17 protein-coding genes and 1 other annotated feature are annotated in these 14,645 nt (G+C 49.1%); of the genes, 10 read left to right on the top strand and 7 right to left on the bottom strand.

Features of this window, described 5'->3' with window-relative positions; all coding sequences use genetic code 11:
* Positions 1 to 38 precede the first annotated feature (38 nt).
* The 3 genes from M4D81_RS21630 to yunB all read left to right on the top strand — a co-directional run bounded on the left by M4D81_RS21630 (position 39) and on the right by yunB (position 1,935).
* Entirely contained in the window at positions 39 to 464 is a 426-nt protein-coding gene (locus M4D81_RS21630) for an SRPBCC family protein (protein WP_071222361.1), read from the top strand.
* Positions 465 to 467: 3 nt separating this feature from the next.
* Complete coding sequence (locus M4D81_RS21625) at positions 468 to 812, top strand: ArsR/SmtB family transcription factor (protein ID WP_071222362.1); 345 nt, start codon at positions 468 to 470, stop codon at positions 810 to 812.
* Between the two features lie 160 nt (positions 813 to 972).
* On the top strand, positions 973 to 1,935 hold the full coding sequence (gene yunB, locus M4D81_RS21620; protein ID WP_260068017.1) for a sporulation protein YunB: 963 nt from the start codon (positions 973 to 975) through the stop codon (positions 1,933 to 1,935).
* Between the two features lie 106 nt (positions 1,936 to 2,041).
* Here the strand turns inward: yunB and M4D81_RS21615 are convergent, their stop codons facing one another.
* Entirely contained in the window at positions 2,042 to 3,088 is a 1,047-nt protein-coding gene (locus M4D81_RS21615; protein WP_397376769.1) for a M23 family metallopeptidase, read from the bottom strand.
* A 258-nt stretch (positions 3,089 to 3,346) separates the two neighbouring features.
* Here M4D81_RS21615 and lipA point away from each other — a divergent pair, with 258 nt between their 5' ends.
* Complete coding sequence (lipA, locus tag M4D81_RS21610; RefSeq protein ID WP_071222365.1) at positions 3,347 to 4,240, top strand: lipoyl synthase; 894 nt, start codon at positions 3,347 to 3,349, stop codon at positions 4,238 to 4,240.
* Positions 4,241 to 4,267: 27 nt separating this feature from the next.
* Positions 4,268 to 4,804 (top strand): YutD family protein, encoded by a 537-nt coding sequence (locus tag M4D81_RS21605; RefSeq protein WP_260068016.1) that lies wholly within the window; start codon positions 4,268 to 4,270, stop codon positions 4,802 to 4,804.
* Between the two features lie 60 nt (positions 4,805 to 4,864).
* Here the strand turns inward: M4D81_RS21605 and M4D81_RS21600 are convergent, their stop codons facing one another.
* The gene (locus tag M4D81_RS21600; RefSeq protein WP_009591431.1) at positions 4,865 to 5,668 is read right to left on the bottom strand and encodes an NAD kinase; all 804 of its coding nucleotides are present in this window, start codon (positions 5,666 to 5,668) and stop codon (positions 4,865 to 4,867) included.
* Positions 5,669 to 5,732: 64 nt separating this feature from the next.
* Complete coding sequence (gene ylbJ / locus M4D81_RS21595) at positions 5,733 to 6,962, bottom strand: sporulation integral membrane protein YlbJ (RefSeq protein WP_260068015.1); 1,230 nt, start codon at positions 6,960 to 6,962, stop codon at positions 5,733 to 5,735.
* Between the two features lie 409 nt (positions 6,963 to 7,371).
* Between ylbJ and M4D81_RS21590 the strand changes: the two genes are divergently transcribed.
* Positions 7,372 to 7,749, top strand: coding sequence for a globin domain-containing protein (locus M4D81_RS21590; protein WP_071222368.1), 378 nt, complete (start codon positions 7,372 to 7,374; stop codon positions 7,747 to 7,749).
* A gap of 57 nt (positions 7,750 to 7,806) precedes the next feature.
* Complete coding sequence (locus M4D81_RS21585) at positions 7,807 to 8,502, top strand: DUF2225 domain-containing protein (protein WP_260068014.1); 696 nt, start codon at positions 7,807 to 7,809, stop codon at positions 8,500 to 8,502.
* A 78-nt stretch (positions 8,503 to 8,580) separates the two neighbouring features.
* Here the strand turns inward: M4D81_RS21585 and M4D81_RS21580 are convergent, their stop codons facing one another.
* Both M4D81_RS21580 and M4D81_RS21575 read right to left on the bottom strand, forming a co-directional pair.
* A complete protein-coding gene (locus tag M4D81_RS21580) occupies positions 8,581 to 8,811 on the bottom strand; it encodes a hypothetical protein (protein WP_071222370.1) in 231 nt (76 codons plus the stop codon).
* A complete protein-coding gene (locus tag M4D81_RS21575) occupies positions 8,808 to 8,993 on the bottom strand; it encodes a YycC family protein (protein WP_071222371.1) in 186 nt (61 codons plus the stop codon). The genes M4D81_RS21580 and M4D81_RS21575 overlap by 4 nt, the downstream gene beginning before the upstream one ends.
* Before the next feature lie 144 nt (positions 8,994 to 9,137).
* Here M4D81_RS21575 and M4D81_RS21570 point away from each other — a divergent pair, with 144 nt between their 5' ends.
* Complete coding sequence (locus M4D81_RS21570) at positions 9,138 to 10,931, top strand: M3 family oligoendopeptidase (protein WP_071222372.1); 1,794 nt, start codon at positions 9,138 to 9,140, stop codon at positions 10,929 to 10,931.
* Positions 10,932 to 11,218: 287 nt separating this feature from the next.
* On the top strand, positions 11,219 to 11,623 hold the full coding sequence (locus M4D81_RS21565; RefSeq protein WP_071222373.1) for an O-methyltransferase: 405 nt from the start codon (positions 11,219 to 11,221) through the stop codon (positions 11,621 to 11,623).
* Between the two features lie 93 nt (positions 11,624 to 11,716).
* Here M4D81_RS21565 and M4D81_RS21560 read toward each other — a convergent pair whose 3' ends face one another.
* Positions 11,717 to 11,938 carry an alpha/beta-type small acid-soluble spore protein gene (locus M4D81_RS21560; RefSeq protein ID WP_007131961.1) on the bottom strand — a complete coding sequence of 74 codons (222 nt, stop codon included), beginning with the start codon at positions 11,936 to 11,938 and terminating at the stop codon, positions 11,717 to 11,719.
* A gap of 209 nt (positions 11,939 to 12,147) precedes the next feature.
* Entirely contained in the window at positions 12,148 to 13,137 is a 990-nt protein-coding gene (locus tag M4D81_RS21555) for an aldose 1-epimerase (RefSeq protein WP_071222374.1), read from the bottom strand.
* Between the two features lie 176 nt (positions 13,138 to 13,313).
* Positions 13,314 to 13,557, top strand: a binding site (T-box leader).
* A gap of 91 nt (positions 13,558 to 13,648) precedes the next feature.
* Between M4D81_RS21555 and trpS the strand changes: the two genes are divergently transcribed.
* On the top strand, positions 13,649 to 14,635 hold the full coding sequence (gene trpS / locus M4D81_RS21550) for a tryptophan--tRNA ligase (RefSeq protein WP_071222375.1): 987 nt from the start codon (positions 13,649 to 13,651) through the stop codon (positions 14,633 to 14,635).
* Positions 14,636 to 14,645: the final 10 nt, after the last annotated feature.

The following is a 14,645-nucleotide window of genomic DNA, read 5'->3' as shown; positions in this document are numbered from 1 at the left end:
GGTTTCATAATATTAAACATGAGTGAGGTTTATGTGATATGGACAACCCATCAAACGGCAAGCTGCCGGATATTCGTCATACGCTGGTGCTGAAAGCACCCATCGAGAAGGTGTGGAAAGCCGTGGCAACGGCTGAAGGAATTTCAGCCTGGTTTATGCCTAACAATTTTGAGCCGGTGGAAGGCTTTGAGTTTCAATTGAATGCAGGCCCTTTCGGCAATTCACCATGCAAGGTCACGCTTATTGACGAGCCTAACCGCTTATCTTTTAACTGGGGCAAGGATTGGAGTGTTACGTTCGAACTGGTACAGCAGGGAGATCATACGGAATTTACGCTCATTCACGGCGGATGGACAGCGGATCAAGTGACCGAGTTCGGGGAAGCACACGATATCGTGCGGGGCCGTATGGACAACGGCTGGGCAGGCATTGTTCAGAAGCTTGCGGGATACGTTGAGGCCTAATCCATGTCGCAAGCTGCTCCGAAGCATGATGTTTATCAAGCTATCGCAGATCCGACACGCCGTAAGCTGCTTGGCTTGTTAAGTGATAAGGAAATGCCGGTTAAAGAAATTACAGGGCACTTCTCCATGACGCGGACTGCCGTCTCCAAGCATCTCCGAATTCTGGGGGAAGCGGGCCTTGTGCAGGACCGCAAGGTTGGACGCGAAACGCGCTATCGGCTGGATGCCGAACCGCTTAAGGAATTAAAGGATTGGCTGGCTTATTTCGACCGCTTCTGGGAGAATAAACTGTCGATGCTGAAATATTATGTGGAGGATCAAGAAGACAATCCAAAGAACGACAAGTAGATCCTCTTTGCCGTCTTTCTTGAAATTGAATATCCATAAGGAAGAAGAGTGAGGATCCCATCCATGCTCTTCTTTTTTGCCGTTTGTCCGCATACCCTCTATACAGGAGAGCTTGCCATGGTAAACATGCTCCTCGGGGCGAAAATAGGGGGGACCAAGCATGAGACGAAAGAGATGGGGAAGCAGGCGTTTGGCCTTTCCGTCGCTGTCGTGGCCTAAACCAAGGAGAGCTTATAAACCACCACGCAGAGGCTTTCGGCCCGTACCGCAGAGCCGAGGGCGTCCTCAGGCTGCCAAAAGACGAAGCACGAAAAAGTGGTGGCTGATCGGCGCTCTGCTCCTTGTGTTTGGGATCGTTGAGTTTTTTATGTATATTGAGCAGAATCTGCGGCCGCCGATCATGCATTTAGCCCAAATCAGGGTTAAACAGATTGCCACTGAAGCCATCAATAAAGCGATCACCTCTCAAGTGACGCAGGGCAAGGACTTCGATAATCTGGTCAACTGGAAAACGGACAGCTCGGGCAAAGTGACGGGATTCATGCTGAATTATGCCGAGCATTTAAAAATCACGTCCCATACAACGGAGGTTGTTCAGAGCACACTGGACGATATTCATAAGCGTAAGGAGCAAATTCCCTTGGGACAGGTGCTGAAAAGCCCGATTATCGCTTCATTCGGTCCGCAAATTCCTTTGAAGATCGAACCGCAGGGAGCGGTGAAGGTTCAACTGGATACCAGGCAGCAGGGTGCGGGCATTAATATGATTTTGGTGGAGGTATTCGTCCACATTGTAACAGAGGTAGCGGTTGTCGTTCCTTTTGACATGGAGCCGCAGATTGTGGAAACCGATATTCCCATTTCTTATCTGCTCGTGGTCGGCGATGTGCCGATGTATTATTATGACGGGCAAGGAAAGGCCGTCGGCGAGAATAAGGCAAGCGCGCCGAGCATAGCGATACCGCCGCCCGTTACCAATGAGAATAGCCATAATACGGAGCAGGAAATCTCGCCTGTAACTCCGCCGACGAATCCTCCAGATGGAACAACGACACCTTTGGAACCTTTACCTGGCGGAGCAGACTTATCCGGGCAGACGGGGGAAAACAACACTGGAGGCTAAGAGCGCTGATTCATTAATTTGGCGCCAGCATATGGAAGCCTGCTCCATGATTCACTTCGCAGTTATGGAGGTCCTTAACGGAGAAAACGCGCCCCCTGGGTTGAACTCAGGAGCGCGTTTTTTTCTTCGAGCGTTTTTCTTCCATTTCCCAGTGTTTCAGCAGCGGGTAAGGATCGAATGCCCATTCGGTCAATCCGGTATCCCGGTAGATGCCGTAATGGAGGTGTGGAGGGAACTTGCCTTGGGTTCCCGGCTTGCCATAACCGGAGCTCCCAACCCAGCCAAGGGTTTGACCCGGCTTAACGACATCCCCGAGCGAGATTCCTTTGTCAAAGCCTTGCAGATGGGCGTAATAGTGGTAATGATTGTTCAAATCACGGATGCCGATGCGCCACCCGCCATATTTATTCCAGCCCTTGATTTCGACAACGCCGTAACAGGTGCTTCGAACGGGGACTCCGTATGAGGCAAACAAATCCGTTCCTTCGTGAACCCTTCTGCCTCCCCAGTTGCGTCCCATGCCAAATGTGCTTCGGTAGGAATAGTTGCTTTTGACCGGGAGAGGGAATGCATGGTCAAACAAGTCCAGCTTTCCAAAGGTTTCGTACATTTTGGCGTATTGCATGACGCGCTGAACAGCCCGCGTATTCTGGTAGTATGACCAGAGTCCGATGCTGAAGTCATCGGCAGCATGACCGTAGGGGGCGAGCCTTGCCGCAACGGTATATAGCAGGTCGATATCATTATTCGGATCTGCCTTGCCATCTCCATCCCCATCCAGCCCGATGCCGGAAAACACGCTGATCGACGTCGGATTTACATCTTCCTGATTGGGATTTAACGCCCCGGCCCATCTTGTGGAGGGGATGAAGATTCCGAGCGTCCGGTCCGGATGTTTGCGATCCTTGGGGTGGACTCTAGTTAGTGTCCGTTCATACTGGTCAATGGCAGCCAGGCGATACCAAGGAATTTGGGTAACGGTGGAAATCTCATCATATAACGACTTCCGGTCTGCAAAAATGGCGTTAACATCCGATGTTTTCACCGTATCGTCAGCGGTGCTGACCGCAACAGAGGCGGATGCGGACACAGGCCCGCACATGCAGCAGGCAGCTGTCAAGGCAGCCACAGCTGCAGCAGTGCAGCGAATCATAATACCGCTTGCGCTCAATGGTTGGAAAATCCTCAATGTGTCCTTCTCCTTCCTTTTGGATTGTCATAATTAAGGACGGACAGTCATGCCTACACTGTAGGGTGAATCGAAACAAGGATTTTTATCCATGCCGCAACTAGATTAATCTCATATCGATGCGAAACAAGTAATATGATGGTTTTCATGATATAATATGGGACAGCAAACGATGGGGTATGTCTTGAGTTACATCAATAAATTCGAAAGAAGGTTTTTTCTTTGTCTAAAACCAAACAGCCAAAACCTGACTGGATTCGAATCAAGCTGACTACTGGCGATAATTATAAAGAAATCAAAAGCATGATGCGATCCAAGACACTGCACACGGTGTGTGAAGAGGCTCGCTGTCCGAATATTTATGAATGCTGGGCTAACCGTACGGCAACCTTCATGATCCTGGGTGATATTTGTACCCGCGCCTGCCGATTCTGCGCTGTCAACACGGGTCTTCCAACGGAACTGGATCTTCAGGAACCGGAACGCGTAGCGGAAGCGGCGGAACAGATGAACCTGCGTCACTGCGTAGTAACAAGCGTAGCACGGGATGATCTGAAAGATGGCGGGGCCTACATATTCGCTGAAACGGTTAAAGCCATTCGCAGACGTCTGCCGTTATGCTCTGTGGAAGTGCTGATTCCGGATTTTATGGGCAGCGAAGAAGCGCTTAAGATCGTAATGGATGTGAAGCCGGACATTCTGAACCATAACATTGAGACGGTCGAGCGAATGTCGGATCGGGTACGTGCCAAGGCCAAGTACACCCGTTCCTTGCAATTGCTGAAGAATGCCAAGGCGATGCAGCCGGATATTCCGACCAAATCCAGCATAATGCTAGGTGTCGGCGAACAATGGCATGAGATTCTGGAAGCGATGGACGACCTGCGTTCGGTGGGTTGCGATATCATGACGATCGGCCAATATTTGCAGCCTTCGCCAAAGCATCTGAATGTGGAAAAATACTATACGCCGGAGGAGTTTGCGATCTTGAAGGAAGAGGGAATGAAGCGCGGATTCAGCCACGTGGAGTCCGGTCCTCTGGTGCGCAGCTCCTATCATGCACACGAGCAAGTGAAATCTGCAGAACGCAACAAGGAAGAGACCGTGCAGTCTTAACCTTTGGAAAGGCAGGGGAAGCTTTCAATGATCGTTATCGGAAACAAAAGTTATGAAGTGTTAAAGGACCATCGAAACGGCTGGAATCTGGAAGCTTTCCGGGAGCGGTACAGCGAGGTGCTGGACCGTTATGACTACATCGTGGGAGACTGGGGTTACAATCAGCTTCGGCTTAAAGGTTTCTATCGGGATAATCATCCTAAAGCTGCCAAGGACTCTACCTTCTCCAGCATGTCCGATTACATTAACGAATACTGCAATTTTGGTTGTGCTCACTTCGTGCTTCAGAAAACCAAGGAGCAGAAGGATAACAAAGACCATGCCAATTCCAAAGAGCCTGTAGAGATTCGTGAATCATCCCCCAAGGAAACCCAGGGTGAGGGGGAAGGGGAAGCGAAGGGAAGCAAGGAAACCCAGCAGGATGGCCCCAAACCGGGCAAGGAGCACAAGGACCAACGCGAGCGGCGCGAAGCGAAGGAATCCAGACGCGATCCTAAGGAATCCAAAGAAAAGGACGCAAAGCCTTCCAAGGAGCCTAATCCTCCGGCTGAACAGCCGCAATAAAATAGAACGGTCACCAGTAATGGTGGCCGTTCTTTTGTTAGGTAGTCGTTCTTCTTAATATTAGCCAAGAAATGCATCACGGACACGATTCCAGAACGGGAACGGCCGATAGCGTGCAAAACTGACCTGCTGTTCCGCCACTTGACAGCGCACGGATACGAGGTCGTCAATCGAGATATTCACATGATCGATAGTTAGCAGCAGACGCTGTTCTTTACGCGAGAATATATCACAATGATGATGCTTAGGCAGGAGCAGCGGTGAGCCCAGCGTACGGAAAATCCGATTGTTAATCGAGGCGATTTCCGCGATCTGCAGAGCATCGATGGAAGGATGCACCATCGCTCCGCCGACACTTTTGTTATAAGCCGTGCTGCCGGATGGGGTGGACACGCAAATCCCGTCTCCCCTGAACATCTCAAAGGTTACGTCGTTGATGTCAATCTGCGCGACAACGGTACCGTCAACGCCTTTAAGCGTGAATTCGTTTAAAGCAATGTAAGAGGACGTTCCTGATTTCTTATGAATTTCCAGTTGAACCAGGGGGTACTTGACGAGGCGCGGCTTCACGTTGCCGTGTTCGCCTTCCCCGCTCATATGATCAATTAGCTCTGTCAGTTCATCGGCCTTCCAATCAGCATAGAATCCCAAGTGGCCCGTGTGGACACCGACAAAAGCGAGGTCAGGAATACGGTCTATAAAAGTATGGAAAGCATGCAGCATCGTACCGTCTCCGCCGATCGAGACCACAATCTCCGGAGATTCTGCATCCAGCACAAACCCCCGCTGTTCCGCCAGCTTGTGAAATTGCTGGGTCAGCTCGACAGACAATGGGTCACCGCGGTCCAGAACATAATATCTCAAGTTGATAAGCTCCTTTGTAAGGTTATATAAAGATGATAATCAATCTTGGAGAAGAACACAATGTTCACCTTGGGAATTTGCGGATTTTCTGCTGCAGTCCTCGAATGATCTGAATAAACAACGCAACCGCAATCAGGAAACCGAGCAGGATGCAGAAAGCCGCCATAATATGGGTATACCCGTTTAGGGCGGAATCCGAAACAGCCGGAAGGGCCATGGTCGGTATCGAAGATCCCATGACACTTCTCCACAGCAGCAATACAGCGACCGCGGCAATCACACCATGAATCAGTCTTGCAATGACAAAAGGGAAATATCTGAGGTTGGTAGAGTTCAGGATGCTAATGATCTGGGCATGGACGGACAAGCCGCCCCATGACAATATAAAGGCCGCCGCCGCCGCTTTGTATGGCAATGGAATTGCAGCCCCCGCTTCCCCGGCATATCGGGCACCGAGTGTGACCTCAAACAATCCGCCTACGATGGCAGTGGATAAGGATTCAGGCATCCCGACCAGAGATAACAGCAAACTGATGACTTCAGTCAGCGCAGGCATAACGCCGGCGCGGGTCCAGAGTTCAAGAAACACGGAGAAGAAAACCACAAGCCCGCCGACGACGATAATGAGCTGAAGCGATGATTGTATCGCTTGTCTTAACAGGGTGCCGAGGTCCCGGCCATCCTGCTCACGCGCCGCATGCATGGCATGGAGGGCGGACTTGAGTCTGCTTGTATTAGCTTGGGACAGGCGGAGTGAATCGGTTGCGTTTTTGGATTCATGCCTGCCATGAAATCTCATAATCAAGCCCACAAGGAAACCTCCGCCATAATGGGACAAGGCAAGGATCAAACCGATCTTGGGGTCATGAAAGAAGCCGATGGAGACGGCACCAATTAGAAATATAGGGTCAGAAGAGGTGGTGAAAGCGACAAGCCGCTCTCCTTCCTCCCGATTTACCATTTTTTGTTCCCATAGCTTGGCGGTTAATTTGGCACCGACCGGGTATCCTGAAACATATCCCATTGCTGCAACGAATCCTCCGGCCCCCGGAATACGAAATAACGGTCTCATCATAGGGTCCAGGAGCGTGCCAATCAAGTGGACTACGCCGAACCCCAGCAGCACCTCGGAAATAACAAAGAACGGGAACAGGGAAGGGAACAGCACGTCCCACCATATCGACAGGCCACGGAGTGCGGATTGAAGCGCCGCTTCGGGAAATAAAGCCATTAGGACAATTACGCTGAGCAGTGCCGTCACGAGCAAGAGCCAGCCCATTTTTTTCATGGTCATAATAAGAAATACGCCCCCTGGCATCGATGTGAATGATGGAAATATAGGTCCGTTGTTAAAAATCTATGCAAGATATAGGACAAACAGTATAAAAAACATGAGAAAGCGGTTACAATTGTGCTTTATTTTCGGGGATCTTGTGCTATAATAAAAAACATCAAAGCACATCTTTCGTATTATGTTTGGATGGAGTGATGATCATGAGCATAGTCGCAGGTATCCTAGTATGCGCCTTCGTTTATGTTATACGTGCTTCTCTCGTCCAGAGTGAAGAGGACTGGCGCAGTTATTAATAAGTTCTAAAAGGTGCTAACCATTGCTTAGCGCCTTTTTTTGTTGTTTTTTTGGTATAATGGATAGGTACATCCAATCGAAAGCGTAACATAAAACAGATGGGAGATTAGCGGATATGAATCCGAACTTAAGCATCTATGATAACCTCGGGGGTGCCGAGGGTGTACGTTCGCTCGTCGAAGCTTTTTATCCGAGAGTGCAGCAAAATGAGCTGCTTTCGCCATTGTTTCCGGAAGATATTATGCCGGTGATGGAGAAGCAATATATGTTCTTGAGCCAGTTTTTTGGAGGCCCAGCCTTGTTCTCGGAAGCATTCGGACATCCGATGATGCGGGCCAGGCACATGAAATTCCCGATTACGGATCGCCATGCCGAAGAATGGCTTGGCTGCATGGCAGGAGCCCTAATCGAAATTGGCGTGGAGGATGAATTACGTGATTTTGTGCTTCAGCGTCTGTCCGGCCCCGCCCACCATTTCGTGAATACTCCTTAGTTCCAAAGACCTATTTCGAAACAGGAATTAGACACGAATGAAGGGATGGCGAATGGCGTGAAATTGGAACCCTTGTATTCCATCAAGGTGGTTTGCGCGCACTGTGAGCATGAATATGAAACATCCAGGGTAAGACCCAGCTTTAAAAAGGCATACCGTTCCGATACGGATTTTTGCGCTTATTATAAATCGGAGAATCCCGATTTTTACGTGGTGCGGATCTGTCCTGAATGCGGTTTTGCCTCCACGGAAAACTCGACCCTGAAATTGAACGAACGGCAGAAGGCGCTCTTTCACGAGCAAGTCGGATGCCGCTGGGAGAAGAGGGATATGGGCGGCTCGCGTAATCTGGAGGATGCTCTGGAGTCGTACAAGCTGGCTCTCCTCTGCGCCCAAGTCATCGGGGAGCGGGATCGCATTGTGGCCAGCCTGCTGCATCATATCGCTTGGCTGTATCGGTATCAGGGCAACGAGGATCAAGAGAAGCGGTTCTTGAGTTATAGCCTGGAATCCTATGTTCGAGTGTTCGAGCTGGAAGGGGTAGGGGCGAATGATGCTAGGCTGCTGTATCTGATCGGAGAGATCCACCGCAGGCTGGGACAGTTTCAGGAGGCGGTTCAATGGTTCTCCAGAGTGGTCCAGGATGACAAGATTATGGACGCCGCGATGATACGCGCATCCAGAGAGCAATGGAAGCTGATATCCGAGCAGATACGGGAGCAGAAGAACGAGGCACTCAAGGCAGAGTCATAATGCAAATAGCCCGCTGAAGGGTGGGTCAGCAGGCTGTTGGACTAACACGAATAGCTAAACTCATGCTCTACGGCAAAATCAGCGTAATCGCTGATCCGTGAGCAAGTAGTCGATATCGCTGTCCAGCACGGTTACTTTGTTGTGGCAGCAGGGGAAGATCAGCAGCTTCTTTTTCCCTTCCCTTACGCTTATCAGCTCTTTGGGTTTCATCGGCAGCAATACATTGTCGGTTCCGCAGAATGGGCAGCTGTGTACATATACGTCGTTTCCCACGACATCATAGGGCCAAGTATTGGAAAAAGGAATCATGAGTTCTCCGATGATGGTGACTCATCGTCTTTTTTCGTTGCTTTCGCTTCTTCATTCTTGGCAAGCTCGGCAATTTTCTGCATTAATATATGCTGAGGCATGTGCATCAGCTGTTCCAGCGGAACGCCCAGCTGCTTGGACAGTGTAACCGCCGTCTCCGGTGATATTTGCAAAGGTCTCATGGCTTCTAGCTCCTCCAGCAGTAAATTGGTTGTAACAGTGATAACATAAATTGAGTTATATATAGTTATACACTTTTCCCTAAGTCCACACAAATGGTATTCCGCTTGAATTCATATTTTATTTTGAAAGGTGATGAATGTTCAATGGCACTTCAACAAACTTGGGATTTGGAATCGATATTTCCCGGAGGCTCTTCTTCACCGCAGCTCGTGAGCTTTCTTGAGGCACTTGAGCAGGATGTACATAATCTTCAGCAAGCCGTTAAAGCACTGACTGTTCCGGAAACCATGGAGGGCGCAGCCAGCCTTGAGCGCTTCCTTGAGCAGTTTCAGAATGCCTATGCCCGCATCCGTGAAGTCTCCGCATTCGTGGGCTGCCTGACCGCGCAGAATGTGAATGACAAGAAGGCGGTTCAATTATCCGGACGGGTAACGTCGTTGTCCGCAACCCTGCAATCGGTTAAGAACCAATTCGATAACGTTCTCCGTGGTATGGATGACGAACTCTGGACGGCTTGGACCGGTACGGATAAGGTGTCCGAGCTTGATTTCGTATTGAACGAAAGCCGTAATCTCGCCAAAGACAAGATGAGTCCCGAGTTGGAGAGCCTGGCTCTATCGCTTGGCGTAGACGGTTATCATGGATGGGGAGAGTTCTACGATACCATCGTTAAGAAAATCCAAATCCCCTATGAGGAAGACGGTAAGACGGTCATGTTGTCCGCAGGACAGGCATTCAATAAAATGCATGATCCTCGCCGGGAAGTACGTCAATCCATGTTTGAAAAGTGGGAGCAGGCATGGGGAGACTCCGCTGATTACTGTGCGGATACCCTTAACCATTTATCCGGCTACCGCCTGAAGCTGTACGAGAACCGTGGCTGGGAGGATGTCTTGAAGGAGCCGCTCGCGATTGGCCGAATGAGCCGTGAGACCCTGGATACCATGTGGGCGGTCATCCAAGACACGAAGTCGGTGCTTGTGGAATACCTGAACCGCAAAGCGAAGCTGCTTGGTCTGGAAGGTTTGTCTTGGACTGATGTAGATGCCCCGCTGCGCACATCCGCAACCAAAATCTCATATGACGATGCAGCTGTTAACATTGTGGAGCAATTCCGCAAGTTCAGCCCGAGATTGGCTGATTTCTCGCAAATGGCGTTCGACAAGAGCTGGATTGAGGTGGAGGATCGTCCCGGCAAGCGCCCTGGCGGTTTCTGTACCTCCTTCCCGGCAAGCGGCCAGACCCGAATCTTCATGACGTTTGGCGGAACGGCCTCGAACGTTTCGACCCTGGCTCATGAGCTCGGCCATGCCTATCATCAGCATCTGATGGGCGGAATTCCGGTGCTTAACCAAAAATATGCGATGAATGTTGCCGAGACGGCATCTACATTTGCCGAAATGATTGTTTTTGATGCGATGGTGAAGGGAGCCGGCAGCGAAGAAGAAAAGCTGGCCCTGCTGGAAGAGAAAATTCAGAACAGCGTAGCCTTCTTTATGAATATTCATGCACGCTTCTTGTTCGAAACTCGATTCTATGACAAGCGGAAGAGCGGTCTGCTCAGCAGCGAGGAAATATCGGAATTGATGGTGGAAGCGCAGAAGGAAGCCTATTGTGATGCTCTGACATCATACCATCCGCATTTCTGGGCATCCAAGCTTCATTTCTATATTACCGGGACGCCGTTCTATAATTTCCCGTACACCTTCGGTTATATGTTCAGTACGGGCCTCTATGTTCGGGCATTGGAAGAAGGGCCGAGCTTTGCGGACAAATATGATGCACTTCTTCGTGACACCGGCGTGATGTCCGTGGAGGATCTGGCGAAGAAACACCTGAATGTGGATCTGACCCAGCGCGATTTCTGGCAGAGTGCAGCAGATTCCTGCGTATCCGACATTAGACAATTCCTGCAAATGACGGAGCATATGGCGTGATTTGTTGATTATCATCGGAATAACAGATAAGAATTTCCTTGGAGGACGTTTACCTCTCAAGACATGCAATTTCCAACCTATGGAGGAGCCCGATTCGGGCTTCTTTTTTTGTCGTAAAAGAATGAAAGTTGACGCAAAAAAGGGGACAAAACCTAAATTATTTGTGCAATTTTAGTAATAAATACCCAAATGTGTTGAATATTGTTGATACATTGATTCCTTTACCCTATAATGAGTCATAAGCCCTAATAATAGGGAAGATTTACTAATAAAGGAGGGGAGAAGAGATGGTAAAACTAGATCAATTATCACTGGCTAGACAATTGGACATCGTTTTTAAAGAGCTGGAAGAAGAGTTGGGAGGTCTTAGTTCAGGGACAGTATTTGTACAAATACGAAATAATGTAATTGGTAAATTTGGCATACGGCACAATCCATTGGCTGGGCGTAACGGAGTCATAGCTCCACTTGAGGAGGGGCTAAGTGAAGCTCAACAATTCTCTTTTCGTACGATGGCGCTTGAAAGTCTGAAACATAAACGCCACTGGACACACGGCGAAATCAGTTATGAATTTATGGTACGACAAGGCATTGTCGTTGTAGATGCTGTCCTTGAATCCAACTATAACATGGCAAACTTGATGATTCGGTACCCTCGTAATACATATGCCGAAGCTGCTTCGGAATCCTGAAATCATTTATCATATAGAACATATAACGAAAGAGGCGATCTTTGGGGAGAAGATCGCCTCTTTCTAATTACGGCTGGAGGGAAGAGATGCGAATTACAGGTTCGAACGACCCGATAATTGCTGCTCAGCCAATTGAACCAGACGTTTGGTGATGTAACCTCCCAAAGAACCTGTTTCACGGGAAGTATAGTTACCCATGTAACCGTCTTGTGGAAGCGTCACACCCAGTTCTTGAGCAGCTTCTACTTTCAATTGTTGAAGAGCTGCAGTTGCTTGAGGAACGACAAGATTGTTAGAAGAACGACCTTGAGCCATGTCATGTCACCTCCTTTGATGTTGTATGTGGATATTATGACTGAATCCTAGGAATCTCATTCGTGCTGGAGGCAGATCATTGGCTGGTAAAATTATCCGAATGAAATTGTCGTTATCTAGACAAACAAGAGCAGCCCTTTGAAACAAAGGGCTGCTCTTGTTGAAACATTAAGTATATGAAGATCTTATGGTTCACCGGGGATTTGCTATTACCCTTGCTCCGCCTCGGGTGTTGTTTTTTGGATGCTGATCTGGGTATTCAGGTTCACGGTCTGCCCCGGTTCCAGATGAATCAGTCCGGTTTCTTCATTCGGCAGATTCAAATTGGGCGCGTTCGGAAGCCAGGTATACGGCTCGATGCAAAGGAAGTCCTCAGCGACGCCTTTCGTATAGAGCACCCAATGCTTGAAAAAGGCGCGGTCAGCCGAATAATGAATTTGATAACCATCATCCCGTTGAAGCATGGCTTCAGCCGGTTTGCCCTCTGGAATCTTTAATATCGTATCCAGGTCGGCTTCCTTCAGGTTTAGTCCGGAATTCAGTTGTTCCAGATGGCCAAGCGGTGAAAAATCTCCGGTTGGGATCAGTTCATTATTCAAGGTATAAATACCCTCTACAGGCAGATCCAGCGTCCAGCGATGCGGCTCACCATCAAGCAGGAACCACGTATGGTAACCCATCCCGAACGGGACAGGGCTGGAACCCAGATTCGTTACACGAAGACTCTGCGATAAGCGGGCGCCCTGAAGACGGAAGGTCATTTCCAGCTTCAGCGGTACTGGGAATTGGGCGATCCATTTCGGATCATCCGATGATATGAACTCTGTCGAAACGGCGCACCCATCATCATCTTCCTCTATGTCGCTGACACACCAAGCCTGTGATCGGTGGAGACCATGGATATGATTGTCGTTCGCGGTATTTTGATCAAATTGATACGATGTTCCGCCGTACTCAAACTGGCCTTTGGAAATCCGGCCTGGCGGAATGAGCATCGGGATGCCGAAGTGATAGGGCTTCTGAAGATAGAAGGCAAGCTCACTTTCATCTGGTTTTCGAAGGATTTCGCGTGAATTTTCAAGGTCTTTAATTCCAATGACATTGTTACCTAGACGAGGAAGGAGAGTCACTTCAAGACGGCCGCTGTTTAAAATATAGGTGTCGTAACCATTCCACTGGCCTTTGGTCACTTGATTCATATCGATGCTCCTTTACTAACAGAAATCATGGTCTGGACGATTAACCACATCATAACAGATTTTTGTGGAAAGGGTAAAAGAAATGCTTCAAAACATCGGACGACTTGATTCCAAAATGGAATTGACAAGGGAGAGCAAGAGTTTTATCATTGCATGTAATAGTGATCCAAAATGATTGAAACACGATGACAAGGACAAGTAAGCAGGTGCGGCCCATCCTTCAGAAAGCCGGTGGTTGATGTGAACCGGTGGATCCGCTTTGCTGAATGGACCTTTGAGTGCCAGGCTGAACAGGGATTATACTGATATTCCTTAATATGCCGGCCGGGTATTCTCCGTTACAAGAATGGAAGGCTGCAGCTTAAGTATTAGAGTTTACTGCAGCGAATTAGGGTGGCACCACGGTCTCACGTCCCTTGCGGATGTGAGGCCTTTTTGCGTTCATATATAATTCCTTGAGCGGGGCAGACTTTGGATTAAAAGAATATTGTAAATAAATGGAGGGCTAGTCATGAAAACTGTATTATCGGGAATTCAGCCGAGCGGCAATTTGACACTGGGCAACTACATCGGAGCCATTAAAAATTTTGTTAAGCTCCAAGATGAGCATGATTGTTACTTTATGGTCGTCGATCTGCATGCCATTACGGTACCGCAGGAGCCTAGCTCGCTTAGAGATCGCTCCGAATCGGTTGCGGCACTGTACGTTGCAGCCGGAATCGACCCGAACCGTGCTAATATTTTTCTCCAATCCCATGTTCCTCAGCATGCCGAGCTGGGATGGATCATGACAACGATGGTCAATATGGGCGAATTGGAACGAATGACACAATTTAAGGACAAATCGGAGGGTAAAGATTCCGTAGGAGCCGGTTTGTTTGTCTACCCAGCGCTCATGGCTGCAGACATATTGCTGTATAATGCCAATCTGGTACCGGTAGGGGATGACCAGAAGCAGCATTTGGAAATCACGCGCGATTTAGCTGCACGGTTCAACCATCGGTTTGGTTCCTACTTCAATATGCCGGAACCGTTCATTCCGGAGGTAGGCGCACGAATTATGTCGCTGGACGATGCTTCTAAAAAGATGAGCAAAAGTAATCCGGTTGAGGGCAGTTATATTGCGATGCTGGATACGCCGGATCAAATCCGCAAGAAAATCAGCCGGGCTACAACCGACTCCGGGGCCGAAGTGGTCTATGATCCGTCCGCTAAACCTGAGGTTAGCAATCTGATGAGCATTTATTCCGAGTGCGCCGGAGTATCCCTGCAGGAAGTACAGGCGCGTTTTGAAGGAAAGATGTACGGGGCATTCAAGAAGGAGCTTGGCGAAGTTGTAGTAGCCGCTCTGGAACCACTTCAAAACAGATACTACGAAATTCGCCAAACCGGTGAGATCCATGACATTCTGGCCAAGGGAGCAGAGCAGGCACAGAAGACTGCGGCTCAAATACTGGATGGAGTCAAGGACAAAATGGGCTTTCTGGCTCGTAAATAAGCAGGGTGCT

The organism is Paenibacillus sp. p3-SID867, from assembly GCF_025142895.1.
GTDB lineage: Bacteria > Bacillota > Bacilli > Paenibacillales > Paenibacillaceae > Paenibacillus_AQ.
The sequence above is the reverse complement of the archived record's forward strand: the minus strand, read 5'-3'. Positions and strand labels throughout refer to the sequence as shown.

Excerpts from the sequence above, each read along its gene's own strand:
- M4D81_RS21555 (WP_071222374.1), bottom strand. The coding sequence starts at position 13,137 with ATGAATCAAGTGACCAAAGGCCAGTGGAATGGTTACGACACCTATATT.
- M4D81_RS21615 (WP_397376769.1), bottom strand. The coding sequence starts at position 3,088 with ATGATTCGCTGCACTGCTGCAGCTGTGGCTGCCTTGACAGCTGCCTGC.
- yunB (WP_260068017.1), top strand. The coding sequence starts at position 973 with ATGAGACGAAAGAGATGGGGAAGCAGGCGTTTGGCCTTTCCGTCGCTG.
- trpS (WP_071222375.1), top strand. The coding sequence starts at position 13,649 with ATGAAAACTGTATTATCGGGAATTCAGCCGAGCGGCAATTTGACACTG.
- M4D81_RS21575 (WP_071222371.1), bottom strand. The coding sequence starts at position 8,993 with ATGAGACCTTTGCAAATATCACCGGAGACGGCGGTTACACTGTCCAAG.
- M4D81_RS21605 (WP_260068016.1), top strand. The coding sequence starts at position 4,268 with ATGATCGTTATCGGAAACAAAAGTTATGAAGTGTTAAAGGACCATCGA.
- M4D81_RS21570 (WP_071222372.1), top strand. The coding sequence starts at position 9,138 with ATGGCACTTCAACAAACTTGGGATTTGGAATCGATATTTCCCGGAGGC.
- M4D81_RS21580 (WP_071222370.1), bottom strand. The coding sequence starts at position 8,811 with ATGATTCCTTTTTCCAATACTTGGCCCTATGATGTCGTGGGAAACGAC.
- M4D81_RS21590 (WP_071222368.1), top strand. The coding sequence starts at position 7,372 with ATGAATCCGAACTTAAGCATCTATGATAACCTCGGGGGTGCCGAGGGT.
- M4D81_RS21625 (WP_071222362.1), top strand. The coding sequence starts at position 468 with ATGTCGCAAGCTGCTCCGAAGCATGATGTTTATCAAGCTATCGCAGAT.
- M4D81_RS21630 (WP_071222361.1), top strand. The coding sequence starts at position 39 with ATGGACAACCCATCAAACGGCAAGCTGCCGGATATTCGTCATACGCTG.
- M4D81_RS21565 (WP_071222373.1), top strand. The coding sequence starts at position 11,219 with ATGGTAAAACTAGATCAATTATCACTGGCTAGACAATTGGACATCGTT.
- M4D81_RS21560 (WP_007131961.1), bottom strand. The coding sequence starts at position 11,938 with ATGGCTCAAGGTCGTTCTTCTAACAATCTTGTCGTTCCTCAAGCAACT.
- ylbJ (WP_260068015.1), bottom strand. The coding sequence starts at position 6,962 with ATGACCATGAAAAAAATGGGCTGGCTCTTGCTCGTGACGGCACTGCTC.